Genomic DNA, 25,987 nt, shown 5'->3' on the forward strand with positions numbered 1-25,987 from the left:
GAAGGAACTCCGGGAGCGAGCGCTGATTATGATTTCCGTCCCATGCCCGAGTTACCCGAAGTCGAAGTCACCCGCCGCAGCTTTGCGACGGCCATCCACGGGGCTCGCGTGACGGGCCTGCGCCTGGGGAAACCGCTGCGCTGGCCCATCGGCGTGGACCCCGAAACGCTGCTCGGCAGCCGCGTGGGCGACGTGCAAAGGCGCGGTAAATATTTGTGGCTGCCGCTGCAGGAGCGCGGCGGGCTGCTGATGCACCTGGGCATGTCCGGCTCCCTGGCGTTCCTCGACGCGACGCCCGCCGCCGGGCCGCATGACCATTTCGACCTGCACACCGACCGCGGCCTGCTGCGGCTGACCGACCCGCGCCGCTTTGGCGCCGTGGTGTGGGGCGCGGCGCTGGATGCCGACCCTGTGGCGACGCTGCTGGCCAGCCTGGGTCTGGAGCCCTTTGACGACCGCTTCGACGGACTGCATCTGCATGCGGCACTCAGCGGCCGGCGCGTCGCCATCAAGCAGGCGCTGCTGGCGGGCGACATCGTCGTGGGCGCCGGCAATATCTACGCCTGCGAGGCGCTGTTCATGGCAGGCATCGACCCGCGCCTGCCCGCGGGCAAGCTCAGCCGCCCCCGCGCGGACAGGCTGGCGCTGGCCGTGCGCACGGTGCTGGGCCAGGCGCTGGAGGCTGGCGGCACGACGCTGCGCGACTTCCGCGACGCGCATGGCGTGGCTGGTAGCTTCCAGATGCAGGCGCAGGTCTACGGCCGCGAGGGCGAACCCTGCCGGCGCTGCGGCACGGCCATCCGGCGCATCGTGCAAGGCCAGCGGTCGACGTTCTTCTGCCCTTCATGCCAGAGGCGTTGATGGAAGACTTCGGCAAGATCGTCGTCGCCTGGCAGAAGCGCCACGGCCGCCACACGCTGCCGTGGCAGAACACGCGCGACCCCTACCGCGTGTGGCTGTCGGAGATCATGCTGCAGCAGACGCAGGTGACGACCGTGCTGGGCTACTACGAACGCTTCCTCGCGCGCTGGCCGCAAGTGACCGACCTGGCCGCCGCGACGCTGGACGAGGTGCTGGCCCAGTGGGCGGGCCTGGGCTACTACAGCCGCGCGCGCAACCTGCACGCCTGCGCGCAAGCGGTGGCGCAACTGCATGGCGGCGAGTTCCCGCGCAGCGCCGCGCAGCTGCAGACGCTGCCGGGCATCGGCCGCTCGACGGCAGCCGCCATCGCGGCGTTCTGCTTCGGCGAGCACGTGGCCATCCTGGACGGCAACGTGAAGCGCGTGCTGTCCCGCGTGCTGGCTTTTGACGGCGACCTGTCCAGCAGCGCGGCCGAGAAGCGGCTGTGGGACCGCGCCACCGAGCTGCTGCCGCAGCAGGACGTGGACCGCTACACGCAGGGCCTGATGGACCTGGGCGCCACCGTCTGCACTGCGCGGTCGCCGGACTGCCTGATCTGCCCCGTTCAGCCGCTGTGCCGCGGCCAGCATGCGGGCGACCCGACGCGCTACCCCGTCAAGACGAAGAAGCTCAAGCGCGGTCGCCGCGAGAACTGGTGGCTGTGGATGGAAAGAGACGGTGAAGGTGGGGGACAGGTCTTGCTGCAGCAGCGCCCGGCAACGGGTGTGTGGGCCGGCCTGTGGACGCTGCCCATGTTTGAAGACGAGGCCAGCGCCAGGGCGGCCCTGTCGGGCGCCCTGCCCGAGGTGCTGCCGCGCATCGAGCATGCGTTGACGCACTTCGACTGGGTGCTGCACACCTTGCGTACCTCGGGCGAACTGAAGGCTGCGCCTGGTGGCACCTGGGTGGCGCGCGAGAAACTGGCGGCCTACGCGCTGCCGGCGCCGCTGAAGAAACTGATCGGGGTGAACTGATGAGAGCGGAAGTCAAGAACGGCCTGGAGTACGCGGTGATCGCGCTGCTGGTTGCCGGGCTGTGCCTGTGGCAACTCATCGCCGGCACACAAGCAGGCGAGCCGCCCGCGGAAAAGGTCGTGCTGCTGAGCCTGGGGCTGATGGTGGCCGGCACCATGCATTGCGTTTTCATGATGCAGCTGGTGCAACGCACCGGTCGCTCGTTCTGGCCCTGGTTCGTCGCCATCGTGCTGCTGATGCCGCTGGGCAGCGCCGTTCTGCTGGCGTTGTTGCTGGGCGATTCGGAGGCTTCATCAAGCTGACGAACACGTGCCTTCTCCGCATTGCCTGAGTCTTTTGAAAGAGGCACAGTCTCCGGCAATAACGTGAGGAGACTGCCTTGAATTTCCTAAAGAACCTGCGCGTCGGGGCCCGTCTCGGCCTGGCCTTTGCGCTGCTGCTGGCGTTGCTGCTCGCGATGGCCGGTGTCGGCGCGATGCTGGCGAAGTCGATCAACAAACACGTCGAGTATTACGGCAGCGACATCGTGCCGTCGCTGCGCATCGTGCGCAATGTCGACAGCACGATTTCGGACGCGCGGCGCCTGGAGCAGCAGCACCTGCTGACGGAAGACGACAAGGAAAAGAAGTCGCTGTCCGAACGCGTGGGCAAGGCGCGGCAGGACTTCGAGGAGGCCGTCAAGAAGTACGAGGTCCTGGTGTCGGACGACAACGACCGCGCTTTCCTCAAGCGGGTGACCGACGGCGGCCGCGCCTACTTCGAAGTCGGCGCCAAGGTGCTGAAGGCCTCCGAGGAGAGTGCCGCCGACCCGGCCCAGGGAACGGCGGCCAAGGCCCTGACCTTTGGGCCTGCGCGCGATGCCTACCGCGGCGTTCGGGATGAAATCCAGAAATGGTGGGCCTACAACGAAGAAGTGGCCAATGAAGAGACCCGGGCCGGCGGGGCGGCCTACCAGCGCGTGCTGCTCAGTTTTGCCGTGGCCTCGGCCGTGGCCCTGGCCCTGGGCATTGTGGCTGCGATCGCCATCACGCGCTCGATAACGCGCCCGCTGGTGCAGGCGTCGGCGGCTGTGACGGCGGTGGCGGGCGGTGACTTGACGCAGCGCCTGCACAGCCACTCGCGCGACGAACTCGGGTTGCTGCTCGGCAAGCTCGACGAGATGACGCAGAACCTCGCGCGCATGGTGTCCGGCGTGCGCGCCGGCTGCGACCAACTCGGCGTGGCCGCGGCCGAGATCGCACAGGGCAACGCCGACCTGTCGGCTCGCACCGAAAGCCAGGCGTCCAGCCTGGAGGAGACGGCCGCGTCGGTCGAGCAGATGGCCGCGCAGATCAAGGCCAATGCCGACAACGCGCGCCAGGCCGACCAACTGGCCAATCACGCGTCGGAGACGGCCAAGACCGGTGGCGAAGCGGTGGGCGAGGTGGTCGCCACCATGGACGCGATTTCGGCGTCCAGCCGCAAGATCTCCGACATCATCGGCACCATCGACGGCATCGCATTCCAGACCAACATCCTGGCGCTGAACGCCGCGGTCGAGGCGGCGCGCGCCGGCGAGCAGGGCCGTGGCTTCGCGGTGGTGGCCGGCGAGGTGCGCCTGCTGGCGCAGCGCAGTGCCGAGGCGGCCAAGGAGATCAAGAGCCTGATCGGCGACAGCGTCACCAAGGTGGAGAGCGGCAGCGCGCAGGTGCTGTCGGCGCGCGACACCATCGTGCAGATGGTCAACGAGGTGCGCAAGGTGACCGACCTGGTGGGTGAGATCACCGTGTCCAGCCGTGAGCAGAGCGAAGGCGTGGGCCAGATCAACGCCGCCGTCAGCCAGCTGGACCAGGCCACGCAGCAGAACGCAGCGCTTGTGGAGCAGACGGCGGCTGCTGCGGAAAGCATGCGCCAGCAGACCAGCAAGCTCACCGAGGCGGTCGCGGCGTTCCGCGTGGATGGCAATGCAGCCGCTGCGGTGCGCAGCGCACCGCGGCCGGCGCCGCGTCCACCCGTGGCCGGGCCAAAGCCTCCAGCGCACAAGCCTGCCGCAACGCCGACCTCAAAACCGGCCATGAAACCGGCCACGAAGCCGGTGCCCAAGACTGCTGCAGCGGCGCCCGTTGCTGCCGCCCCGGCACCCAGGCCCGCGCCACCCGCCCCCAGCGCGGCCGAAGGCGACTGGGAGACCTTCTAGAACAAGTGGGCCAAGCGCCGCACGGCGTCCTCGGACTGGGTGCGATCCGGGCGCAGGTCGCTGCTGCCGAAGTCGCCCGGTGCCATGGTGGCGACCAGCAGGCCGTCGCGACGCGGCAGCGCGACGATGCCCTGGCCCCGGTAGATCAGTGCGTAGTCCACTTCGGGCTGCGGGATCAGCCGGGCCGTCTGGCCGCGCACCGGCGTCATGCTGGCGTCGCCCAGCAGCATGCGCGCGCCGTCGCCCGTGCAGTTGACGACGACGGTTTCTGGCAGGCGGGCAAAGTCACGTGTCGAGCGCAGCTCGTGCGGCTGCCACCGGCCGCCGTCGCGCATGAAGTCCTCCCACAGCAGCCGCTGGTAAGCCGGTATGTTGAACACCAGTTGCGTGAAGCGGCGCGCATGCCGCAGGCCGAACGGATGCTCGCCCGCTGCCAGGGCCAGTCCTTGCGGCCGCAGGTCGGCCACGTGCGGGGCCAGGTCGGGGTAGTCGGGCTCGCCCGCGTAGGGATTGGGCACCGGCTGATCGAAGCCGACATCGCCCACGACGTAGCCGTCATGCCATTGCACCGGCCCCGAGGACAGGCCCAGGTAGCTCTGGTGCACCTGGAACGCGTCGCGGGCCATGGCTTCCCAGTCGGACATCCACTCGGGGCTGGCATGTGCGGACGTGACGATGCGCGACTCCGGCGTCCACAACCCCGTGGCGGCCGACGAATGCACGCGGGGCGCCCGGTCCTTGCCATACAGCCGCACCGGGTACCCCGCCTGCTGGGCCCAGCGTGCGGTGGTGAGGCCGATGGCGCCCGCGCCCACCACGGCCAGCCGCTGGCCCGGCTTCAGCCCGGCGGCCTGCACCAGTGCCAGCGCACGTTGCGCCGAGCCCCACGACAGCGACCAGCCGCTGCCGCCGTGGCCGTAGTGGTGGACAACCGTCTTGCCGTGCAGGCGCTGGATTTGCAGGCGAGGCCCTTGCGCGCGGAACGGGCGGATGCCCACGGTGATGTCGATGATGCGGTCCGGGCTCAACCGCATCGCGACCGGCGGGCGCGGTGCTGCGAACTCCAGCGCTGAAGCGGGCAGGGCGAGACCCGCGGCGCCTGCCGCGAGCAGATGACGTCGTTGCATGAGGGACCTCAGGGTTTCGGGCGTGCCAGCGACTTGCGGATGAGCGCCGCGTCGCGAAGGCGCTGGGCCGAACCGTCGGCGTCCAGCAGCACGACGGTGATGGGGCGCTTGCCGTTGAGCATGCGCATCGCCAGGCAGCGCCCGGCCTCCTCGGTGTAGCCGGTCTTGGAGACGCGGATGTTCCAGCCCTTGGTGCCCACCAGCCGGTTGGTGTTGCGCAGCTCGCGGGCGCGACCGTCCAGCGTGGCGCTGGACTTTTTGACGCTGGTGATGCGCTCGATCTCGCGGTAACGCGCCGCGGCGGCCGTGATGACGGCCATCTCGTTGGCCGTGGAGATGTTGTCGGGCGACAGGCCGGTCGCCTCGGCGATGCGCGTGCGCTTCAGACCCAGTGCGCGCAGCTTGGCGTTGACGGACTTCAGGAAGCCCGCCTCGCCACCGGGGAAGTTGCGCGCCAGCGCCGAGGCCGCGCGGTTCTCGGACACCAGCAGCGCCATCTCCAGCGCATCCTGGCGTGTCATCTGCGTACCGACACGCACGCGCGAGCGGCTGTGCTTGAGCGTGTCGACATCGTCGCCGGTGATGCGCAGCTTCTCGGTCGGGTCCAGCTTGGCGTCCAGCACGACCATCGCAGTCAGCAGCTTGGTCAGCGATGCGATGGGCACGACGGCATCGGCGTCACGTGCCATCAGCACCTCGCCGGTGGCGTCGTCGATGACGGCCACATGCTTGGCATTGACGGGCAGGCGCAGCTGCTGGGCGGGCAGCACCTTGGCTGGCTGCGCGGCGGGTGCCGCGACGCCGGGGGCGTCGACGGGCGCTGGCGTGCTTTTCGCCTGCACGACGAAGCTGGTGGCAGCGATCAGCAGCGCTGGCAGCGCCAGCTTCCAGCCGGTGGCCTGGGGGCGCGGCGCCAGCAGCCGCTCGACACGGTGCAGCAGGTTGCCGCCGCGCGCGGCCAGTGCGACCCCGGACACGCGGCCGGGCGTGGATTGCGGCGCGTCGAGCTCGGCCAGCGCATGCAGCGCCTGGGCCAGGCGACGCGCGTTGCCGGGCAGCTCCGCCGCGATCTCGTCGGCCACCAGCTCGCGCTCGGCGCGCAGCCGCGCCGACAGCCACCACACCACCGGGTGGAAGAAAAGCAAGGCTTCCACGGCGCTCTGCAGCAGGTTGGCCGCGTAGTCCCAGCGACGCACGTGGGCCAGCTCATGAGCCAGCAAGGCCTCCAGCAGTTCCACCGGCAGCCGGCTCAGCAACGCGGCGGGCAGCAGCACGCAGGGTTTCAGGGTGCCCAGGGCGATGGGGCCGTCCAGGCCATCCAGCAGTCGCAGGCCGACGGGGCGACGCAGGCCCAGCCGGCGGGCGAGGGCGTCCAGCCGCGCCTGCCACTCGGCCGGCGCTGGCGCGGAGCGGCGCCGCGCGCGCCCCACCCAGGCCAGGCCCAGTGCCAGCCGCGCCAGCATCAGCACCGTGCCGAGCGCCCAGGCGCTGACCAGCGCCGGCATCTGCGCCAGCAGCGGTGGCAACTCTGCGGCGAACTCCACCTCGGCGGGCGCCAGGTCCAGGCATTGCGCCAGCGGCAGGCCCAGGCAGGCCAGCAGGCCCGCGGCACAGACGGCGTAGCGCCAGCGCGCAGGCGCACCACGCAGCAGCGCCAGCAGCGCCAGCAGCAGCGCGACGGCGAGCCCGACCACCACGCCCTGCCAGACGAAGTTCAACAGAGCCAGGCCCCAGGCATTCATGGCGATGTCCAGGTTCATCCCTGCTCTCCGTTCTTGGCCAGCAACTGGCGGATCTCGGCGCGCTCCTTGGCGCTGACGTGGCTCTTCAGGGCGGCCAGCACCAGCGCCTTGCCGGAGCCGGCAAAAGCCTTGGCGATGAAGTCCTTGACGAGGGACTGCTGCAGCTTGTCCTGCGTCTGCACAGGCGCGTAGCGCTGCGGGCGCTGGCTCTCGTCGCGGGTCAGCAGCCCCTTGCCGTGCATCACCTGCAGCTGGCGCAGCACGGTGGCATAGGTCGCGTCGGGCCGTTCGGGCAACAAGGCCTCATGCACGGCCTTGGCGTCGGCGGGGCCCAGGCGCCACAGCACCTGCAGCAGGTCCAGCTCGGCGGCCGTCGGACGCGTGGTGGAAGGGGAGGGGTGTGGCATGGCGAGCAGAATACGAGTTCTAGAACTCAATGTCTAGAACTTTTATTCTGAACTCGCGCGCCGTCTTTGGAGCACCGTTGCATGCCGCGATGCCACACCGGCACAAGCGAATGTGCTGCGTCTGGTCAGCCCGGCCTGCAGAGGCGTGCGGACCTAGCGTGCATCCAGCTCGCGGTGGCGCTTTAGAACGTGGCCGTGGTGGCCGAACTGCCGGGCCAGCATCTCGACGAGATAGACCGAGCGGTGCTGGCCGCCCGTGCAGCCGATGGCCACGGTCAGGTAGCTGCGTTGGTCGGCCGCGAAGTTGGGCAGCCAGCGCGACAGGAAGCCAGCGATCTGGCCCATCATCAGCCCCACCTCGGGCTGCGCCGCCAGGTAGGCGGCGACCGGCGCGTCGCGACCGGTGAGCGGGCGCAGCTCGCGGTCGTAGTAGGGGTTGGGCAGCACGCGCACGTCGAACACGAAGTCCGCGTCGCTGGGCACGCCATGCTTGAACGCGAAGCTCTCGAACACCAGCGTCAGTTTGGTGCCGGCGTTCGGGCCGACGAGGTCGCTGACCCAGGCCCGCAACTGGGCCGGGCGCAACTGGCTGGTGTCGATGACGGTGGACTCGGCCTTCAGCCCGCCCAGCAGCTCGCGCTCCAGCTGGATGGCATCCAGCAGCAGGCGATGGCCTTCCTCGACCGTGGGAGCCCCCAGCCCGCCGAAGTTGGTGTCACGGTCTTCGCGCAGTGGATGCGGGCGGCGAGTCTCGGAGAAGCGCCGCATCAGCGCCTCGTCGCTGGCGTCCAGGAAGATGGAGCGCACTGGCACGCCGGTGGCACGCAAGTCCTTCAGCAGCGGCAGCATCATGGGCAGCGAACTCGCGCTGCGCACGTCTACCGCAATGGCGACACGCCGCTCGCCGCGCTGCTGTTCCAGGCGCAGGAAGTCCAGCAGCAGCTCGGCCGGCAGGTTGTCGACGCAGAAGTAGCCGGCGTCCTCCAGTGCATGCATGGCGACGGACTTGCCGCCACCGGACATGCCGGTCAGCAGCACGACGTCGCCTTGCAGGTCGCCTTGCGGATGGAGATCGCCGGTCATGACTTGGCCTTCTTCTTGGGGCTGGTGGCGGCGGAGGCCGCCAGCATCTCCTGGGCGTGCGCGAGGCTGGTGGACGACAGGCGCTCACCGCCCAGCATGCGCGCGATCTCGGCCACGCGGGCTTCGCCGTTGACAGGCGCGACGGAGCTCACGGTGCTGCCATCTTGCAGCGCCTTGGCGACGACCAGATGACGGTCCGCGCAGGCAGCCACCTGAGGCAAGTGGGTGACGGCCAGCACCTGGCGCTCGCGGCCCAGCTGCTTCATCAGGCGCCCGACCGTCTCCGCCACCGCACCGCCGATACCCACGTCGATCTCGTCGAAGATCAATGTGCCGGGCGCGTATTCGCTGGCGTTCTGGCTGGTCGTCACGGCGATGGCCAGCGCGATGCGCGACAGCTCGCCGCCCGACGCCACCTTCGCCAGCGGCCTCGGCGTGCTGCCGGCGTGGCCTGCCACGAGGAATTCGGCGGACTCCTCGCCCCAGCTTTGCGGGCCGTCGGTCGGCGTCAGTGCGATGTCGAACTGGCCACCAGCCATGCCCAGCTGCTGCATCGCCGCGGTGACGGCGCCGGCCAGCGCGGGTGCTGCCTTGCGGCGCAGTCGGGTCGCGGCCTGGGCCTGCGTGTCGAAGGCTGCACGCGCTGCGGCCAGTGCGGCCTCCAGCTGCGCCGGGTCGCTGGCGGCGTCCAGCGCGGCCAGCTCCGCGCGCCATTGCGCCAGCAGTGCGGGCAGCTCCTGAGGCTGGCGGCGGTAGCGGCGGGCAAGCTGCATCCACGCCGACACGCGGTCGTCCAGCTCGGCGAGGCGGGCCGGATCCAGGTCGGTCTTGTGCAAGTAGGCAGACAGCGTGTGGCTGGCGTCCTGCAGTTGGGCCTGCACGTCGCGTAACGCCTGCACAGCGGGCAGCAAGCGGGCGTCGTGGTCCAGCACGCGCTCCAGCTGGTCCAGCGCCTGCGCCGTCAGCGATTGCGCGCTGGGCTCGGCCTCGTCCACTGCGTCCAACGCCGCCTTGGTGGCGTCCAGCAGCGACTGCCCGTGCGACAGCCTTGCATGCTCGGCATTCAGCTCGTCCCATTCATCGTCGGCCGGCGCCAGGCCGTCCAGCTCGCCGATTTGCCAGGCCAGGCGCTCACGTTCGCGCAGCGCGTCGGCCCGCTGGCCGCGGGCCTGGTCCAGCGCCTCGGCGGCCTGCTTCCACGCGGCGTGGGCGCGCGCCAGCGGCGCGGTGTCCAGGCCGGCGTACACGTCCAGCAGCTCGCGCACGGCGGCCGGGCGGGTCAGGCCTTGCCAGGCGTGCTGGCCATGGATGTCCAGCAGATGGTCCGCCAGCTCGCGCAGCTGCGTGGCGGTGGCGGCACCGCCGTTGATCCACGCGCGGCTCTTGCCGGAAGCGTCGATGACGCGGCGCAGCAGCAGCGTGTCTTCGCTGTCGAAGCCGGCCTCGTCCAGCCAGGGGCGCAACTGCGTCGGCGTGTCGAATTCGGCGCAGATCTCGGCCTTGGCCGCGCCCTCGCGCACTACGCCTGCATCGGCGCGGCCGCCGAGCGCCAGTTGCAGCGCGTCGATGAGGATGGACTTGCCCGCGCCGGTCTCGCCGGTCAGCACGGCAAAGCCGGACTCGAAATCCAGTTCGAGCGTGGGGACGATGACGAAGTCGCGAAGGGAGAGGTGCCGCAGCATGGTGAGTTGCGCTTACAGATACCAGCGGAGTTTGCGACGCAGCGTCGCGTAGTAGCTCCAGCCCTGGGGGTGCAGGAAGCGGACCTGATGCCGGCTTCGCCGCACGGTGATGGTGTCGCCGTGAAGCAGGCTGGCCAGGCTTTGCATGTCGAAGTTCACCGACGCGTCGCGCCCGGCGACGATCTCCATGCGAACCTCGCCGCTGTCCGGCAGCACGATGGGCCGGTTGGACAGTGTGTGCGGAGCGATCGGGGCCAGCAGCCAGCCGGCGATGCTGGGATGCATGATCGGACCGCCGGCCGACAGCGCATACGCCGTGGAGCCGGTGGGCGACGCGACGATGATGCCGTCGGCGCGCATGTTGGCGACGAACTGCTCGTCCACCGAGATCTTCAGCTCCACCATCCCCGCCGTGCCGCCGCGGCTGACGACGACGTCGTTCAGCGCCAAGCCCGCGTAGATGGACTCGCCGTCGCGCAAAACGGCACCTTCCAGCATCGCGCGCGGCTCGACCTCGTAGTCGCCGGCCAGCACGGGCGCGAGCGACTCGCGCCAGCGCTCGATGGGGATGTCGGTGATGAAGCCCAGCCGGCCCTGGTTGATGCCCAGCAGCGGCACGCCGTGGCGCGCCATCTCGCGCGCGAATCCCAGCATCGTGCCGTCGCCGCCGACGACGACGGCCAGGTCGCAGCGGCTACCGAGTTCGTCGTGGGACACGATGTCATAGCCCGTCATGCCGGTGTTCAGCGCCGTGTCCGCTTCCAGCGACACGTCGACGCCGTGAGTGCACAAAAATTGGGCAATCTCCTCCAGCACCGGCCTGATGCCCAGCGCTTGATGCTTGCCCACGATGGCGACATGTCTGAAGCGCTCGGCCATGCTGCAAATTACACCACAGGGGTATGGCCTCTCCGTGGATGAAAGGGCGTGGTTCTCAGTCAGTTGGAGCCAGGGCTGCTCGCTTCGCTCGGGTGGTCTGGCACGCAAGTTCTAGCCAGTTGGTGCCAGAGCTACTCGCTAACGCTCGATCGGTCTGGCACGCAAGACATAAGATCGCTTCATGCTCGACGAGCGCTCCAAATCCCTGTTGAAGACCCTGGTCGAACGCTACATCGCGGACGGGCAGCCCGTCGGCTCGCGCACGCTGTCCAAGGCCTCGGGCCTGGAGCTGAGCCCTGCGACCATCCGCAACGTGATGGCCGACCTCGAAGAGCTGGGTCTCATCGCCAGCCCGCACACCAGCGCCGGTCGCATCCCAACGCCGCGTGGCTACCGCCTGTTCGTCGACACGATGCTGACGGCACAACCCGGCCTCATCGGCGTGGAGACCGCGCAGCTGCAGCCCGACCAGCCCCAGCGCGTCATCGCCAGCGCGGCGCAGATGCTGTCCAACCTGTCCAGCTTCGTGGGCGTCGTCACGGCGCCCAAGAAGCCCAGCGTGTTCCACCACATCGAGTTCCTGCGGCTGGGCGAGCGGCGGGTGTTGGTCATCCTCGTGTCTCCCGACGGCGACGTGCAGAACCGCGTCGTCTTCACGCCGCAGGACCTGAGCCAGAGCGAACTGGCCGAGGCCAGCAACCGCCTGAACGCCGGCTATGCGGGTCTGACGCTGGAAGCTGTGCGCGAGCGCCTGCGTCACGAGGTGGATGCGCTGCGTGGCGAGATCGCAGGCCTCATGAGCGCGGCGGTGCAGGTCGGCACCGAGGCCATGACGCAGCAGGACGAGCAGGTCATCGTCTCCGGCGAGCGCAACCTGCTGACCGTGCAGGACTTCAGCCACGACCTGGGTTCGCTGCGCCGCCTGTTCGACCTGTTCGAGCAGAAGACCCAGCTGATGCGCCTGCTGGACAATTCCAGCCGCGCGGAGGGTGTGCGCATCTACATCGGCGGCGAGAGTCAGGTCGTGCCCTACGAGGAGCTGTCCATCGTCAGCGCGCCTTACGAGGTGGACGGCCAGGTGGTGGGCACGCTGGGTGTCATCGGCCCCACACGCATGGCCTACGACCGCATGATCCAGATCGTCGACATCACCAGCCGCATGGTGGGGCAAGCGCTGAGCCAACGCTGACTAGAATGCGCCCCTTCCCATCGGGGGCCGTTAGCTCAGTTGGTCAGAGCAGAGGACTCATAATCCTTTGGTCGTTGGTTCAAGTCCAACACGGCCTACCAATTAAATCAACAACTTAGGACGATATTTGCGCCTCGTCGGCGCCCTGGTTGTCAACCAAGTGTCAACGCCGTCAACGGGTTGAGCTTCACGACCTCTTGCAGATGGTCGGGTGCAAGATGCGCGTACCTCATGGTCATGGTCAGGTTCGCATGACCGAGGCTGCGTTGCAGCACAAGGATGTTCCCGCCGTTCATCATGAAGTGCGATGCGAAGGTGTGGCGCAGCGCGTGCGTAAGCTGGCCCTCTTGAAGCGTTAGGCCGGAGCGCTCAACCGCCTCGCGAAAAGCTGAGTACGCGTAGGCAAACAGGCGTTGTCCTGTCTCTGTCGTGCCGTGGTGCTGCCGAAGCTCCTTTTCGAAGTTGGAGCTGATAGGTATTGCCCGGACCTTGCCTGACTTTGTGCCCGCGAATTGGATCTGGCCGTTTCGGATGTGGCGCGCCTGAAGGTTCTCGGCCTCGCTCCACCGAGCGCCCGTAGTCAAGCACACCTTGGCAATCATGACGGCGTGACCTGCCAGTTCCTTGACCATCTGAAAGAGCTTGTGCGGACCGCTGGTCCGAAGCAGCAGTGACGGAATTGAGCCGGCGGTCCCAGCGGGAGGCGAGGACGGACGATGGGCTTGCGATGGCTGCGAGCCTTTTTCGCGTCCGCGAAATTCGGGTCAGGCTTGGAGGTGCCGTCGCGGCCCTCCGGACTGGTGCGACACCGGGCAGAATTGGCTGCATGGAAAAGTGGAGCCAGGACGAGGCCATTGCGTTTGAATGCGCCAGGGAGTGCATCACGCAGTTGATGGCGATTCTGACCGCGCGAATCTCCAGCGGTGAGCTCACGCCAGAGCAGTGCGAGAAGCTTCTAGCTAGGCGCTCTGTCCTTGCGGCTGAACGTGCGAGCCTACGTGTGGATCAACACGTTGAGATTGCCCGCATACGAAGCGTCTACGGGCAGGCCTGTCGATCGGCGACCTTCAGCGAAGGAGCGACGCGGTTCGTAGCGATCTACGCTGACGGTAGGGGTGCTGGATTGAAGCGAAGCGTAGGGCCTGCACCCCTGCCACGTGGCGAACGCCCCCGGAGGGGTGTCAGTCGCGACTTGACCTTCGTGGTAACACCTGTTATCATCCAACCTTGAGTCGGGAGTGCTGTCCTTGTTACGGTGCGTTGGGCGATTGTCCCACCCGGCTTACCAAATAAGAGCGGACCGCAGTTGCGGTCCGTTTTTCTTTGTGCTGCAGTGATCGCTCTATGTACCTCTTGTACCTTGATGAGTCGGGCCACTCTCATGACCCCAGTTCGCAATTTTTTGTGCTCGCTGGGTTCAGTATCTTTGAGCGTCAGACGCATTGGCTGGAGTCCGCAATTGATCCAATAGCGGCCAGATTCAATGCGGCAAATCCGAGCGCCATTGAATTCCATGGCGCTGTTATGCGCGCTGGTCGCGACGTCTGGCACGGAGTGGCTCCTGCTGATCGAGTGCAGGCGGTGGTTGATGTGCTTGCTCTGTTGGCAAACCCGCAATTGCAGGTTCGCGTCTTTGCATCTGTCATCGAGAAGGCCCTAGTGCCTCAGGATCAAATCCTTAGCAAGTCGTTTGAGAATTTGGCATCTCAGTTCGACAAGTACCTTGCGGGCATGTACCTCAGGAAGAATCCGCAACGAGGGCTGGTTATTTTTGACAAGACTTCGTATGAGGAGAAATTGCAGACGCTATCCCATTTCTTCAAGCATCAGGGACATGCGAATGGCAAGCTGAGGAACTTTGCTGAGGTGCCGTTGTTCTTGGATTCCAAAGCCTCTCGATTGATCCAGTTTGCAGACTTGCTCGCATACTGGATATTCCGGTATTTCCAGGCAGGAGATGATCGGGGCTTCAACATGATCTCGCCCTACTTTCATGCCTACAACGGAGTGCAGCATGGCTTTATTAAGCAGGTCAGTTCCGCGACGGAGCAGCGCTTAGCTGCGCTTGCTCCAGCACAGTACCCGTTTCCGACTCCTACACCCACGCCTTAATCCTTGTCTGGCGCGCGGCGTGCGACGGGTTGTTGGTGTCGACGAACTGTCGACCGCATAGTTGGATAAAGCAGCTCCAATGCATGGGTTGGGGCCAATAAGTACTTGATCTGAAGGGCAAAGCAGGCCCATTGCATAGGTATTGGATGGAATCATAATCCTTTGGTCATTGGTTCAAATCCAATACGGCCTACCATGTATTCATGCGGGTTTGCGGGCGATTTCACGAATCGCCGACGGTGCCGAAGATGGGCTTCGGTACAGTATCCCCCCGCGGCAGACTCCAGGTCTTCTGAAGGCGCAAGCTGTTCATCCCGTCGCTCCAAGTGTGCAGCATGCGCTTGCCCGTCTCATAGAACGCTGGGTACCTCTCTGCGGCCTCGACAACCTGTGGCGTGACCTGAACGATGGCCTCGCAGATGCGCTCGACGCGCTCGAGCGTTTGCGCCGGCATGACGTTGCACCTCGTCTGCAGAAACCGCTCCAGGGCTTTGCCAGGCATCCAGGTGCTGCGCCCGTCGACGGGCAGTATGCGTCCGCCCAAGTCACCTTGAAGTCGGGGGACCGAACTTGGATGCTTGTGTCCACGACATGCGTGGACATATGGGCACTTCAGACTTGAGCACAGAGGAACCGACGACACCGACCGGGCGTAGCTGGCGCCGGCACTCGGCAGAGTTCAAGACACTAGTTGTCGAGCTGGCGCGCCAGCCCGGCGTCTCGACGGCGGCGGTGGCTCTGGCCAACGGCCTCAACGCCAACATGCTGCGCCGCTGGGTTCGGGAGGCTGATGAGCGCGTGCCGAGCAGTGCACACAAGGACGCGGCGGAGGTGCCGGCGTTCGTTCAACTGCCCATGCCGCAGGAGGTGCCGCCCGCCTTGCCGTCCGTATCGGTGCAAGTGCGGAGCCGCATCTCCGTGGAGATCCGCCGCGGCAGCACGGCCGTGCATGCCGAGCTGCCGATGGACGCATGCAGCGCCGCCTGGCTGCGCGAGGTCCTGGGTTGATCCGCGTCGATGCGGTCTGGCTAGCCGTGCAACCGCTGGACATGCGGCTGGGCACCGAAGCGGCGCTGGCCCGCGTGGTCGGCATCTTCGGTGCCGCGCATCCGCACCACGCATACCTGTTCGCCAACCGGCGCGCCAACCGCATGAAGGTCCTCGTGCATGACGGCATCGGCGTGTGGCTCGCGGCCAGGCGGCTCAATGCCGGCAAGTTCGTGTGGCCGCTGGGCGGCGCGAGCACGCTGAGCCTGACGCGCGTGCAGCTCGACGCGCTGGTGCTGGGCCTACCGTGGCAACGCCTGGGCGAGGCCGGCATCATCCGCACGATCTGAAGTGCAGTGCCCTGGCACGGGCAATTGCTGGATGTGCCGATGTGCTGAGCGCGACGATGCGGCACGATGGCTGTCCATGATCAGTGCGCAGCAACTGGACGCCTTGGACCCGCAGACGCGGCAGGCCGTGCAGTCCCTGCTCGCCCAGGTCCAGCAGCGTGACACCGAGCTCGCCTTCAAGCAGGCGCTGATCGACAAGCTCACGCACGAGATGGCGATCCTCAAGCGGATGAAGTTCGCCGCCACCAGTGAGCGCTTCGCCAGCACCCTCTCGCCCGAGCAGAGAAGCCTGCTGGAGGAGACGCTGGACACCGACATCCATGAGCTCGACGGCGAGCTGCAGCGCCACCGCAAGAAGAGCGACAAGAAGGACGAGGACGAGAAGCAGCAACCCAAGCGCGCCCAGCTCCCCGCCCACCTGCCGCGTCGCGACGTGCCGCACGAGCCGACAGACACGAGCTGCCCGACACCGAATTGCGGCCAGGCCATGCAGCGCATCGGCGAACACGTGTCCGAGAAGCTGGACTACCAGCCCGGCGTGTTCACGGTCGAGCGCCATGTGCGCGGCAAGTGGGTCTGCAAGTGCTGCGAGCGCATCGTGCAGGCGCCGGTGCCCGCACACGTGATCGATAAGGGCATCCCGACGACCGGCCTGCTGGCCCACGTGCTAGTGGCCAAGTTCATGGATCACTTGCCCCTGTACCGGCAGGAGGCAGTGTTCGCGCGGGCCGGCCACGTGATCGCCCGCTCGACGCTGGCGGAGTGGGTGGGCGCCTGCGGCGCGCAGCTGCAGCCGCTGGTGCAGGCCCTGGCCGACGAACTCCGGCGCCACATGGTGTTGCACGCCGACGAGACGCCGGTGGCCATGCTCAAGCCCGGCAACGGCAAGACCCACAAGGCCTACATCTGGTCGTACTGCACGCCGAGCACCAACCCGGTCAAGGCGGTGGTGTTCGAGTTCAGCGAGACCCGCAGTGGCGAGAACGTCCGAGACTTCCTGCGCCTGGACACGCCCAACGCCTGGCAAGGAACGCTCGTCACCGACGGCTTCAGTGGCTACTCGGCCTGTGTCGACAAGGGGGTCACCTCCGCCCAATGCATGGCCCATAGCCGCAGGAAGTTCCACGAGCTCTGGGCCAACCACGGCAGCAAGGTCGGCGAGCAAGCGCTGCGCTTCTACCAAGCCCTGTTCCGCATCGAGCGCCAGGCCGAGCAGCTCACCAGTGACGAGCGCCGGCGGATTCGCCAGCGCAAGTCACGACGGGTGCTCGCCGTGTTCTACCGATGGCTGCTCGGGCAACGGCAGCTGGTGCCGCCGGGCTCCGCCACCATCAAGGCGATCGACTACAGCTTGAAGCGCTGGAAGGAGCTCACGCACTTCGTGAACGACGGCGACGTGCCGATCTCGAACAATTGGGTCGAGAACCAGATCCGCCCGATTGCGGTTGGACGATCGAATTGGTTGTTCGCTGGCAGCCTGCGGGCGGGCAAACGGGCCGCGGCAATCATGAGCCTGCTGCACTCGGCCCGCATCAACAGGCACGACCCGTACGCCTACTTCAAGGACGTGCTGGACCGCTTGCCGACTCACCCGGCCAGCAGGATCGACGAGCTACTGCCGCACCGCTGGATGGAACCCACGACGCGCAGCTAGGCGCTACAGATTGGCTGATCCACTCGGCCAAGCTCAACGAGCTTGATCCCTATGCCTAACTGCGCGACGTGTTGGAGGCGACCGACCGATCACCAACAAGGGTGGTCGCCGTTGCTCACTGCAGCCGCAGTGCTTCGATGTGCAGGCCCAACGGCGAGGTGACACCAACTGCCAGCAACTTCTTGCCGTCAAGTACCTCGCCTTGCGCCAGAAACGGGTCTGCGCACAGCCGTGACTTGACCTCCATGTACTTCACTTCAACCCGCTGAAGGCAAAGCGTCCGCCGGGACTCGTACCTACCGACGGTCACCACCTGAAGTTCGACAGTCGACTGATCGCGCGCAAGTAGCCGACTTCCGCCCGCTACCCAGCCTTGGCCCGAGATGAATAGCATGCCTGCCAGGCAGAGAATGAAGGCAGGCCAAACAAGCCATCTGACCCAAGCCGTGGGATATCGGGCACGCACTTGAGCACGCAATGGTGTTGACGTCATGAGAAGTGCTGATGGAGCGATCAGCATCGGTGCAAGCACCGCCGTCGGTATCGAATAAACCGCGAGAAACTGATCGCCAAAAACGCTGTCAAGCAGCAGCCCGCCAACGGCAAGGATCAGCAGCAGGAATAGGCTCACAACACCACGGTGACGCATCAATGTCTTGGGCTGATATCGAAGTCAGATTGTGATCGCTGACCGCCTTGAATCCGGGGCGTCAAGACGACTTGACCGGACGCATACCTCACAACACCACGGTGACGCATCAATGTCTTGGGCTGATATCGAAGTCAGATTGTGATCGCTGACCGCCTTGAATCCGGGGCGTCAAGACGACTTGACCGGACGCATACGACGGGCATGCCCGGTGGATTCTTCGCGTAGTCGTCGTAGACCGTGATGGTCAGCATGTCGTAGATGGGCGCCAGCTCGATGCGGTCGCGGGCGCTGTAGAGCAGGGCAATGTTCTTGGTGTGGCAGTCGGCGTTGCGCAGCGCGTAGGTCAGCAGCATCAGGTCGGCAAGGTGCGAGAGCGCCGTGTTTTGCTGCTCGGCCTGCAGCGTGACGTCCTTGATGCGCCCGACCACGCGCTCCCAGGTCGACTCGTACTTCTGCTCCGGCCGCAGCGTGAGCAGGCTGCACAAGTCCTCCATGCCCTTGCGGGTCGTGCCGTCGTCCTCGAAGTCGAAGCGGTGCACCACCAGCGCTTGCCCATCGGCGGAGACCTCGGTCGTTGCCGTCGGAAACCCAGCCTGGCGTGACACCTCCATGCACAGATGCTCGTTGAGGGCCACGCCGGGCAGCCGAGCGGTCGTGCCTTTGATGATGTAGCGCTCGGTGGCCAGCGTGCCCTTGCCGTGCTCGCCAAGGGCGTTCGGGGAGAGGAACTTCGGAACGACGCCGGACACGCCTGACGCTGCGTGTCGGCGCACCAGGTCCACAAAGGCCTCTTCCGAGTTGTCGCCCCGCAGGATGCCGCTCAGGTCGAACGGCACCGGCGGCTGCGTTGGGTCAGCGCCTGGTGTGGCGACCTTGACTCGCCCGATGGCATTGCGCCCGACGACAGAGAGCAGGTTCAGGGGCGATGCGCCGACGTGCGGTCCGAGTTGCTCTTGCAGGATGGAGAGCAGGAAGCCCTCGGGCAGATTCATCCGAAACAGCGGATGCAGTTCAGGGTAGGCATAGGACTCCGTGCGCACGGGCATAAGCAGGGAGACGAACTGCTCAGGCTGGACGTCCGGGTGGTACGTCATCACATGCCGGAAGCCGTCTGTCGACTCCAGCGTGGCGACAGGCTGGTTGTGGACATAGACGTGCAGCTTCATCGGCTCATACGCCTGCGCGGAACATCGGCGTTATCCGGCTCCCGCGCCAGCCGCTGCCGCTCTGCCAGGGCGTCGTCCAGAGTGAAGCTGCTGCTCTTGGGCGTGAACGTCAGCTCGTGGCCCAGAACCTCCAACAAGCGGAGCAGCTTGCGTGAGCCGAACTCCGCGACGCCCCCCGTCTCAAAGCGGGCCAGGGTCGACTGCCCCAGGCCGCAAAGCGCCGCGAGCTGCTTCTGGGTCATCCCGCGCTCCTGCCTGAGCTGCGCCACCGCTCTACCGAGGGAGTAAAGGCTGTCCATATGCTGTATGTGCTATCGCGGTAGTTGGCGTGAAGTCCCTCTCACCTTCGAGGCGAGTGCACTTCTTGCATGCATGAATATAGCAAATAAGGCATCTTTTGCTGCTGGGGGTGTGCTGATTTATTGCTGTATTTGCTATGCAAGGATGGGGAAGTCAGTCAAATACAGACTGTAAATACCCTCCTTGGCAGTTTGATTGATAGCAAATACGGCATCTATAGTGGCGACAGGTGCAAGAGAGCGCCGTCGCGGCGTGCGCCACGACGAGCCATCTCAAGAGAATGGGGCATGGTTCCAGCTGACTTTCCCGGCGGCACTCAAGCCGGCACATTGCCCGGAGCGGCGCCCAAATTCCTGGCGCGACTCGTTGATGGACGCTAAGTCGTTGGTCCCACGGCCGAGGAGGTCGAGGTGCGGAATCAGGGTTGTGTGGACCTAGTGGAGCAGTTGCAAAAGACGGTGCTTCAGTTCACCGCATAAAACCCCGCGTGGGCCGGGTCGGCGAGGGCGGTCTGGGGCGCCGTTCGGTACAGGGGCGAGAGTGTCGGGTCCTTGGCGCTGCCGGTGGCGTGCGAGCGGCTTCATGCACAAGACATGTTCAATGCGTCCAGCGCGGGCGTTGAGGGTCGCTCACCGGGCTCGGCTTCAGAGCGGCCCGGACGCGCTCCACGGTTGCTGATGAGTCCTTGTCGTCGACGGCAACGATCAGCCTCAGCCAGCTGGCCTTGAAGTGATCGACGTCACGCCGCGTCCAGCACCACACCTCCGCGCCAAGCTCGCCGGACCGATCAGCCAGGCGTACCTCGTCGAAATCCGCGCCCTCGTAGGTCAGGAGCTGTTCTTCGTCGACATAGGTGTTGAAGTAGGCGGGCATGCGTTGAGCGGGTGACGGAGACAAAAAGAACAGGGCGCCATCGGCGCCCTGGGTCAGCGTTCGCGGTGCTGTGCACCGCCCCCCAAAGGGCTCGTGACGTTGGAGATCAGAAGTCGCGGCGGCGGCGAGCCACGAACGCGACGATGCCGAGGCCGGCTGCCAGCAGCGCGTAGGTCTCGGGTTCCGGGACTGCCGTGACGGTGGACGACAGCGCGTAGGCAGAGCCGCCAGCCAACGCGCGGCCGCCAACGGTGTAGTAGTAGCTGCCGGCATCCAGCATCAACACGTTGTTGGTCGCGGGACCGGGCAGCGCGCTCAGATTCCACAGGCCCAGCGACACGTCGTCGGCGGTGCCGAACGCGTTGTCGGAACCGAAGGACCACAGGCCGTAGTTGCCGCCCAGCGAATTGCCGAACGACAGCACGCTGCTCGTGACGTTGGACGTCGAGTCCAGCGAGAACGAGAACGTATCGAGGAAATTGCCTGCGGCATTCCAGGCGCCGGTGAGCACCGGTGCGTCGGGATGCGTGCCCCAAGTCGTGTCGGCGGCTTGCGCCCCGGTAACAGCGAGGAACGCCAGCGTCGCGGCAGCGATGGATTTCAGTTTCACAGAGACTCCATAGTGAAAGGTTGCTTGGCACTTAAAGCATGATTTGTGCCATCGGCAACAACCCTTTCAGGGATAACCACTTACCGGGGTCGGACGCTTTGCGCGGAAGTCATCTGTCAAACGTGCCGACACGCGTGACGTCGCAGTTCGCCGTGAGGCACTCTCTTGAGTGGCGCCGAGAAATCGCAACTGCGGTGCTGTCCGACAAAGAGAAGGCCGCGGATGCGGGAGGCTCTCGGCTCAGCATTCAAGGCGCCGCCTTGGCTGACGAACCCCGGAGATTCGCATCATGAGCAACCCACCGTCTCGCACCACCTCGCAGGCCCAGCAGCAGGGGAGCCAGGATGCCACCCAGGCGCAGCACCAGGCGCCGCAAGCGGGTCAGCCCGAGAACCCGCCGTCGGATGCAGGCACGTGGAACCCGCCGGCCACCCGCCTGCCGCAGCACCCGCAGCAGCAGCAGGAAGATCCTGCCCAGCGCCCGGGCGAGCAGCAGCGCATCCGGCAACAGGGTGAAACCAGTGCTGAGGACACCTCCCTGCCGGCTCCCACTGAGGTCGACTGACCCGGTCGCCGCAGCGGCCTGACCGGGGCCGTGTCACTGAACTCAACAAACGCCGGCCACGCCTGTCGTCAGGCCTTGTCGCTGACGAGTTGGACGACGCTGGAGAAGTCCAGCCCGCCGCGCCCGGCCTGCTTGTTCAATGCGTAGAGGTTGCGGGCCAGTTCGCCGAGCGGGATCGTCGCGCCCACGCCCATCGCGGCTTCGACGGCCAGACCCAGGTCCTTCAGCATCAGGTCGTTGCCGAAGCCGCCCGTGTAGCCTCGCGAGGCCGGCGCGTTTTCCAGCACGCCGGGCCAGGGGTTGCAGACCTCGGTGGCCCAGCTGCGGCCGGTGCTGACGGCCATCATCTGTGATAGCACCTTGGCGTCCAGCCCATGCGCCGCGCCCAGCGCCAGCGCCTCGCCGGTGACGGCCATGATGACGCCCAGTGCCATGTTGTTGCACAGCTTGGCGACCTGGCCGGCGCTGCTGGCGCCCATGTGGAAGATGTTCTTGCCCATGGCCTGGAACACCGGCCGGGCGCGTTCCAGCACGTCGGCTTCGCCGCCGACGATGAAAGTCAGCGTGCCGGCCGCGGCGCCGGCGGTGCCGCCGGAGACGGGCGCATCCAGCATGGCAATGCCGCGCGCGGCGGCCGCCTGCGCGACCTTCAGCGCGGACGCTGGTGCGATGGTGCTGCAGTCGATGACCAGCGTGCCGGCCGGCAGCTTCGCCAGCAGGCCCTCGTCACCCAGGTACAGCGACTCGACATGCCGGCTGGCCGGCAACATAGAGATGACGATCTGCGCCCCGTCCACGGCGGCAGCAGCCGACGGCGCGATAGTCACGCCGGGCTGCTGGGCGGCCTTGGCGCAGGCTTCGGCGCTGAGGTCGTACGCAGCGACGCCGTGGCCGGCCTTCGCGAGGTTGACGGCCATTGGGCCGCCCATGTTGCCCAGGCCCAAGAAGGCGATGCGTGTCGTGATCATGGAGTCTCCTCTTGGGGTATTCAGCGGTTCTTCCACTGCGGTGCGCGCTTGCCGAGGAAGGCGCCGACGCCTTCGCGTTGGTCCTCGGTGTCGAACAGACCGACGAACAGCTCGCGCTCGCGGATCAGCGCCTGCTGCGCCGGCATGTGGCGCGCGCCCTGGATCAGCTGCTTGCAAGCCGCGACGCTGCTGGGGCTCTGCTTCCGCACGGCCTCGGCCATCTGCAGCGCGCGGGCCAGGCCCTGGCCCTTGTCGACGACCTCGTCGGCCAGGCCGATGCGCAGCGCCGTGGCGGCGTCCACCCGCTCACCCAGCAGCACCATGCGCTTGGCCCAGCTCTCGCCGACGGTCCATGTCAGCCACTGCGTGCCGCCCGCGCAGGGCAGCAGGCCCACGGCCGCCTCTGGCAGCGCCATGACGGCGTGCGCCTCGGCCACGCGCAGGTCGCAAGCCAGCGCGCATTCCAGCCCGCCACCCATCGCGTAGCCGTTGATGGCGGCGATGCTGACGCCGCGGAACGCGGACAGCGTCTCGAACGCGTCGCCGAAGCGCTTGGCCATCGTGGCGGCCACGCCCTTGTCGCCGTCGGCAAACAACTTGAGGTCGGCGCCGGCGCTGAAGAACTTCTCGCCGTCGCCGGTGATGACCAGCGCGTAGATGTCGCGGTCGGCGTTCAGGTCGTGCACGAGGCGCGTCAGCGCCGCGAGGCTGTCGGCCGTCCAGGTGTGCGCGGGCGGGTTGTGCAGCGTGACGAGGGCGGTGTGGCCGCGTTTTTCCAGCTTCAGGCCGGTGTAGTCCGTCATGTCGATTCCTTGTTCAGCGGATGTCGGAAGCGTCGTCCTGCAGCACACGGCGGGACACGATGACGCGCATGATTTCGTTGGTGCCTTCGAGGATCTGGTGCACGCGCGTGTCGCGCACCAGCCGCTCCAGCGGGAACTCGTTCAGGTAGCCGTAGCCGCCGTGCAGCTGCAGCGCCTCGTTGCAGATGGCGAAGCCCGCGTCGGTCGCGAAGCGCTTGGCCATGGCGCAATAGGTGCTGGCCTCGGCGTGGCTGGCGTCCAGCTTCGACGCGGCCAGCCGCACCATCTGGCGTGCGGCGACCAGCTCGGTGGCCATGTCGGCGATGCGGAACTGCAGCGCCTGCAGGCTGGCCAGCTTTTGTCCGAACTGCTGGCGCTCGTGCAGGTAGCGACGCGCGGCGTCCAGGGCGCCCTGCGCGGCACCCACGGAACAGGTGGCGATGTTGATGCGCCCGCCGTCCAGCCCCTTCATCGCCAGCTTGAAGCCCTGGCCCTCGGTGCCCAGCAGTGCGTCCGCCCCGACGCGCACGCCGTCGAAGCTGATGGTGCGCGTGGGCTGGCTGTTCCAGCCCATCTTGTGCTCCTTCTTGCCGTAACCGACGCCCGGCGCATCGGCCGGCACGACGAAGGCCGACACGCCCGACGGTCCCGCGCCGCCGGTGCGCGCCATCACGATCAGCACGTCGGTCGCGCCCGCGCCCGAGATGAAGGCCTTGCTGCCGTTCAGCACCCACTGCGTGCCATCCCAGTCGGCGCGCGTCTTCAGCGAGGCGGCGTCCGATCCCGCGCCGGGCTCGGTCAGGCAGTAAGACGCGAGCTTGCGGCCGGCGACGAGGTCGGCGCCCCAGCGCTCGCAGGCGGCGTCGCTGCCCCAGGTTCCCAGCATCCACGTCGCCATGTTGTGGATGGTGATGAAGGCCGTCGTGGACGGGTCTACCGCGGCCATCTCCTCAAACACCAGCGTCGCGTCCAGCCGCGGCAGCGCCAGGCCGCCGATGCGCTCTGGCGCATACAGACCGCACAAGCCCAGCTCGCCGGCCGCGCGGATCGCGTCGCGCGGAAAGGTCTGCTCGCGGTCCCACTGCGCCGCGAACGGCGCCAGCTCGGTCTGTGCAAACGCACGCGCGGTGTCGGCAAAGGCGCGCTGCTCCTCGCTCAGCTCGAAGTCCATCGCGCGGCCTTACTTCAGAGAAATCGTCGTGTTGACGCCGGTCGACACATCGTCATCGAACCAGCGCGCCGTCACTGTCTTGGTCTGCGTATAGAACATGATGACCTGCTTGCCGTAGGGTCCCAGGTCGCCCAGCTTGGACGCGCGCGAGCCCGTGAACGAGAACAGCGGCACCGGCACCGGGATGGGCACGTTGATGCCGACCTGGCCCACGTCGATCTCCTCCTCGAACTTGCGCGCCGCCGCACCCGACTGCGTGAAGAGGGCCGTGCCGTTGCCGTTGGGGTTGGCGTTGATCATGGCGATGGCTTCGTCCATCGTCGCAGCCTCGGCAATGCACAGCACGGGGCCGAAGATCTCCTGGTCGTAGATGCTCATGCCGGGCTTCACGCCCGAGAAGATGGTCGGGCCGACGAAGTTGCCTTTGCGCAGCGCGCCGTCCAGCGGCGGCTCGCGGCCGTCCAGCTCCAGCTTCGCACCGTCGGCCGCGCCGCGTTCGATCAGCGCCTCCACGCGGTCGCGCGCGGCGCAGGAGATCAGCGGGCCCACATCGGTGCCGGCTGCATCGCCCGCGCCGACCTTCAGCGTCTTCGCTTTGGCCACCAGTTCGGGAATCCAGCTGCGCGCCTCGCCCACCAGGATGGCCACCGACACCGCCATGCAGCGCTGCCCGGCCGCGCCGAAGCTGGCGCCGGCCAGCGCGTTCAGCGTCTGCTCCTTGTGCGCGTCGGGCAACACGATGGCGTGGTTCTTCGCGCCCATCATGCATTGCACGCGCTTGCCGGCCGCGCAGGCGCGGTGGTAGACGTGAGTGCCGACCTGTGTGGAGCCGACGAAGGACACGGCCTTGATGTCCGGGTGGTCGCACAGCGCGTTGACGACGTCCGCGCCGCCGTGCACCACGTTCAGCACGCCGGCCGGGATGCCGGCTTGCAGCGCCAGCTTCACCAGCTCCATCGTCACCATCGGGTCCTGCTCGGACGGCTTGAGCACGAAGGTGTTGCCGGTGGCGATGGCCATCGGGAACATCCACAGCGGGATCATGGCGGGGAAGTTGAACGGCGTGATGCCCGCGCACACGCCCAGCGGCTGCAGCAGCGTGTAGGTGTCGACGCCGCCGGCCACGTTGTGCGCGCGCTCGCCCATTTGCAGGCTGCCGATGTTGGCGGCGTGCTCCACCACCTCCAGACCGCGGAACACGTCGCCCTCGGCGTCGGCCAGCGTCTTGCCCTGCTCCGCGGTCAGCGTGGCGGCCAGCGACTTCATGTTCTCGCGGATCAGCTGCTGGTATTTCAGGAAGATGCGCGCGCGCGTGCCGATGGGCGTCTTCTTCCAGGTCTTGAACGCGGCCTGCGCGCTGGCGATTGCCGCAGCCACTTCGTCAGGCGTCGCCATGGGCACGCGGGCCAGCACCTGTTGCGTTGCCGGATTGACGACGTCGCGCCAGTGCGCCGTGCGCGACTCGACGAACTCGCCGTTGATCAGCAACGGGACGGTGGGGATGGCGGTGCCGGCATGCATCAGTGTCTCCAGAAGAAGGGGTCGCGGGACGCGATCTCGGCTCATCCTAGCTTTGCACTTTTGCGTCAGCAAGGCGCAAAACTGCGCTGCAGGTTT

The 25,987-nt window shown here is 66.9% G+C and carries 27 protein-coding genes and 2 tRNA genes; 12 read left to right on the forward strand and 17 right to left on the reverse strand.

Features of this window, described 5'->3' with window-relative positions; all coding sequences use genetic code 11:
- Positions 1-42: 42 nt before the first annotated feature.
- From mutM to ACG02S_RS17100, 4 genes are all read left to right on the forward strand, one after another.
- Positions 43-861, forward strand: a complete 819-nt coding sequence (gene mutM, locus ACG02S_RS17085; protein WP_394471683.1) for a bifunctional DNA-formamidopyrimidine glycosylase/DNA-(apurinic or apyrimidinic site) lyase — start codon at positions 43-45, stop codon at positions 859-861.
- On the forward strand, positions 846-1,874 hold the full coding sequence (mutY, locus tag ACG02S_RS17090) for an A/G-specific adenine glycosylase (RefSeq protein ID WP_394471684.1): 1,029 nt from the start codon (positions 846-848) through the stop codon (positions 1,872-1,874). The genes mutM and mutY overlap by 16 nt, the downstream gene beginning before the upstream one ends.
- Positions 1,874-2,176, forward strand: coding sequence for a hypothetical protein (locus ACG02S_RS17095; protein WP_394471685.1), 303 nt, complete (start codon positions 1,874-1,876; stop codon positions 2,174-2,176). The genes mutY and ACG02S_RS17095 overlap by 1 nt, the downstream gene beginning before the upstream one ends.
- 77 nt (positions 2,177-2,253) lie before the next feature.
- Positions 2,254-4,050, forward strand: a complete 1,797-nt coding sequence (locus ACG02S_RS17100) for a methyl-accepting chemotaxis protein (RefSeq protein WP_394471686.1) — start codon at positions 2,254-2,256, stop codon at positions 4,048-4,050.
- On the opposite strand, the gene ACG02S_RS17105 is transcribed toward ACG02S_RS17100, so the two are convergent.
- The 6 genes from ACG02S_RS17105 to ACG02S_RS17130 form a co-directional block, all read right to left on the reverse strand.
- Positions 4,047-5,177 (reverse strand): FAD-dependent oxidoreductase, encoded by a 1,131-nt coding sequence (locus tag ACG02S_RS17105; RefSeq protein WP_394471687.1) that lies wholly within the window; start codon positions 5,175-5,177, stop codon positions 4,047-4,049. The genes ACG02S_RS17100 and ACG02S_RS17105 overlap by 4 nt on opposite strands.
- Before the next feature lie 8 nt (positions 5,178-5,185).
- Positions 5,186-6,937 carry a M56 family metallopeptidase gene (locus ACG02S_RS17110; RefSeq protein ID WP_394471688.1) on the reverse strand — a complete coding sequence of 584 codons (1,752 nt, stop codon included), beginning with the start codon at positions 6,935-6,937 and terminating at the stop codon, positions 5,186-5,188.
- Positions 6,934-7,326 carry a BlaI/MecI/CopY family transcriptional regulator gene (locus tag ACG02S_RS17115; protein ID WP_394471689.1) on the reverse strand — a complete coding sequence of 131 codons (393 nt, stop codon included), beginning with the start codon at positions 7,324-7,326 and terminating at the stop codon, positions 6,934-6,936. The genes ACG02S_RS17110 and ACG02S_RS17115 overlap by 4 nt, the downstream gene beginning before the upstream one ends.
- 153 nt (positions 7,327-7,479) lie before the next feature.
- Complete coding sequence (gene rapZ, locus ACG02S_RS17120; RefSeq protein ID WP_394471690.1) at positions 7,480-8,409, reverse strand: RNase adapter RapZ; 930 nt, start codon at positions 8,407-8,409, stop codon at positions 7,480-7,482.
- Positions 8,406-10,091, reverse strand: coding sequence for a DNA repair protein RecN (gene recN, locus ACG02S_RS17125; protein ID WP_394471691.1), 1,686 nt, complete (start codon positions 10,089-10,091; stop codon positions 8,406-8,408). The genes rapZ and recN overlap by 4 nt, the downstream gene beginning before the upstream one ends.
- 12 nt (positions 10,092-10,103) lie before the next feature.
- On the reverse strand, positions 10,104-10,970 hold the full coding sequence (locus tag ACG02S_RS17130; RefSeq protein ID WP_394471692.1) for an NAD kinase: 867 nt from the start codon (positions 10,968-10,970) through the stop codon (positions 10,104-10,106).
- 181 nt (positions 10,971-11,151) lie between these two features.
- On the opposite strand from ACG02S_RS17130, the gene hrcA reads away from it, so the two are divergent.
- On the forward strand, positions 11,152-12,159 hold the full coding sequence (gene hrcA / locus ACG02S_RS17135; protein ID WP_394471693.1) for a heat-inducible transcriptional repressor HrcA: 1,008 nt from the start codon (positions 11,152-11,154) through the stop codon (positions 12,157-12,159).
- Between the two features lie 24 nt (positions 12,160-12,183).
- A tRNA-Ile gene (locus ACG02S_RS17140) sits at positions 12,184-12,260 on the forward strand.
- Between the two features lie 51 nt (positions 12,261-12,311).
- On the opposite strand, the gene ACG02S_RS17145 is transcribed toward ACG02S_RS17140, so the two are convergent.
- A complete protein-coding gene (locus tag ACG02S_RS17145; RefSeq protein WP_394471694.1) occupies positions 12,312-12,791 on the reverse strand; it encodes a tyrosine-type recombinase/integrase in 480 nt (159 codons plus the stop codon).
- 712 nt (positions 12,792-13,503) lie between these two features.
- Between ACG02S_RS17145 and ACG02S_RS17150 the strand changes: the two genes are divergently transcribed.
- Both ACG02S_RS17150 and ACG02S_RS17155 read left to right on the forward strand, forming a co-directional pair.
- Positions 13,504-14,271, forward strand: coding sequence for a DUF3800 domain-containing protein (locus ACG02S_RS17150; RefSeq protein WP_394471695.1), 768 nt, complete (start codon positions 13,504-13,506; stop codon positions 14,269-14,271).
- A gap of 124 nt (positions 14,272-14,395) precedes the next feature.
- Positions 14,396-14,467: transfer RNA gene (locus tag ACG02S_RS17155), tRNA-Met, on the forward strand.
- Positions 14,468-14,494: 27 nt separating this feature from the next.
- Here ACG02S_RS17155 and ACG02S_RS17160 read toward each other — a convergent pair.
- On the reverse strand, positions 14,495-14,725 hold the full coding sequence (locus ACG02S_RS17160; RefSeq protein WP_394471696.1) for a hypothetical protein: 231 nt from the start codon (positions 14,723-14,725) through the stop codon (positions 14,495-14,497).
- A 164-nt stretch (positions 14,726-14,889) separates the two neighbouring features.
- Here ACG02S_RS17160 and ACG02S_RS17165 point away from each other — a divergent pair, with 164 nt between their 5' ends.
- The 3 genes from ACG02S_RS17165 to tnpC all read left to right on the forward strand — a co-directional run bounded on the left by ACG02S_RS17165 (position 14,890) and on the right by tnpC (position 17,262).
- Entirely contained in the window at positions 14,890-15,279 is a 390-nt protein-coding gene (locus ACG02S_RS17165) for a transposase (protein ID WP_394471697.1), read from the forward strand.
- Entirely contained in the window at positions 15,276-15,608 is a 333-nt protein-coding gene (gene tnpB / locus ACG02S_RS17170; RefSeq protein ID WP_394471698.1) for an IS66 family insertion sequence element accessory protein TnpB, read from the forward strand. The genes ACG02S_RS17165 and tnpB overlap by 4 nt, the downstream gene beginning before the upstream one ends.
- Before the next feature lie 76 nt (positions 15,609-15,684).
- A complete protein-coding gene (gene tnpC, locus ACG02S_RS17175) occupies positions 15,685-17,262 on the forward strand; it encodes an IS66 family transposase (protein WP_394471699.1) in 1,578 nt (525 codons plus the stop codon).
- A 115-nt stretch (positions 17,263-17,377) separates the two neighbouring features.
- Here the strand turns inward: tnpC and ACG02S_RS17180 are convergent, their stop codons facing one another.
- The 5 genes from ACG02S_RS17180 to ACG02S_RS17200 all read right to left on the reverse strand — a co-directional run bounded on the left by ACG02S_RS17180 (position 17,378) and on the right by ACG02S_RS17200 (position 20,863).
- Entirely contained in the window at positions 17,378-17,911 is a 534-nt protein-coding gene (locus ACG02S_RS17180) for a hypothetical protein (protein WP_394471700.1), read from the reverse strand.
- Positions 17,912-18,045: 134 nt separating this feature from the next.
- Positions 18,046-19,080 (reverse strand): type II toxin-antitoxin system HipA family toxin, encoded by a 1,035-nt coding sequence (locus ACG02S_RS17185; RefSeq protein ID WP_394471701.1) that lies wholly within the window; start codon positions 19,078-19,080, stop codon positions 18,046-18,048.
- A complete protein-coding gene (locus tag ACG02S_RS17190) occupies positions 19,077-19,379 on the reverse strand; it encodes a helix-turn-helix domain-containing protein (RefSeq protein ID WP_394471702.1) in 303 nt (100 codons plus the stop codon). Before ACG02S_RS17190 ends, ACG02S_RS17185 begins: the two co-directional genes overlap by 4 nt.
- A 598-nt stretch (positions 19,380-19,977) precedes the next feature.
- On the reverse strand, positions 19,978-20,253 hold the full coding sequence (locus ACG02S_RS17195) for a hypothetical protein (RefSeq protein WP_394471703.1): 276 nt from the start codon (positions 20,251-20,253) through the stop codon (positions 19,978-19,980).
- A gap of 106 nt (positions 20,254-20,359) precedes the next feature.
- On the reverse strand, positions 20,360-20,863 hold the full coding sequence (locus ACG02S_RS17200; protein WP_394471704.1) for an FxDxF family PEP-CTERM protein: 504 nt from the start codon (positions 20,861-20,863) through the stop codon (positions 20,360-20,362).
- 289 nt (positions 20,864-21,152) lie between these two features.
- Between ACG02S_RS17200 and ACG02S_RS17205 the strand changes: the two genes are divergently transcribed.
- Complete coding sequence (locus ACG02S_RS17205; protein ID WP_394471705.1) at positions 21,153-21,428, forward strand: hypothetical protein; 276 nt, start codon at positions 21,153-21,155, stop codon at positions 21,426-21,428.
- Positions 21,429-21,496: 68 nt separating this feature from the next.
- Here ACG02S_RS17205 and mmsB read toward each other — a convergent pair whose 3' ends face one another.
- From mmsB to ACG02S_RS17225, 4 genes are read right to left on the reverse strand one after another with little or no spacing between them, the layout of a single operon-like run.
- Positions 21,497-22,396 carry a 3-hydroxyisobutyrate dehydrogenase gene (gene mmsB, locus ACG02S_RS17210; RefSeq protein WP_394471706.1) on the reverse strand — a complete coding sequence of 300 codons (900 nt, stop codon included), beginning with the start codon at positions 22,394-22,396 and terminating at the stop codon, positions 21,497-21,499.
- A gap of 20 nt (positions 22,397-22,416) precedes the next feature.
- Positions 22,417-23,199 carry an enoyl-CoA hydratase gene (locus ACG02S_RS17215; protein WP_394471707.1) on the reverse strand — a complete coding sequence of 261 codons (783 nt, stop codon included), beginning with the start codon at positions 23,197-23,199 and terminating at the stop codon, positions 22,417-22,419.
- A gap of 13 nt (positions 23,200-23,212) precedes the next feature.
- On the reverse strand, positions 23,213-24,370 hold the full coding sequence (locus tag ACG02S_RS17220; protein ID WP_394471708.1) for an acyl-CoA dehydrogenase family protein: 1,158 nt from the start codon (positions 24,368-24,370) through the stop codon (positions 23,213-23,215).
- 9 nt (positions 24,371-24,379) lie between these two features.
- Positions 24,380-25,891, reverse strand: a complete 1,512-nt coding sequence (locus ACG02S_RS17225) for a CoA-acylating methylmalonate-semialdehyde dehydrogenase (protein ID WP_394471709.1) — start codon at positions 25,889-25,891, stop codon at positions 24,380-24,382.
- Positions 25,892-25,987 lie beyond the last annotated feature (96 nt).

This window comes from Pelomonas dachongensis (assembly GCF_043555865.1).
GTDB classification, from domain to species: Bacteria; Pseudomonadota; Gammaproteobacteria; order Burkholderiales; family Burkholderiaceae_C; genus Pelomonas; species Pelomonas dachongensis.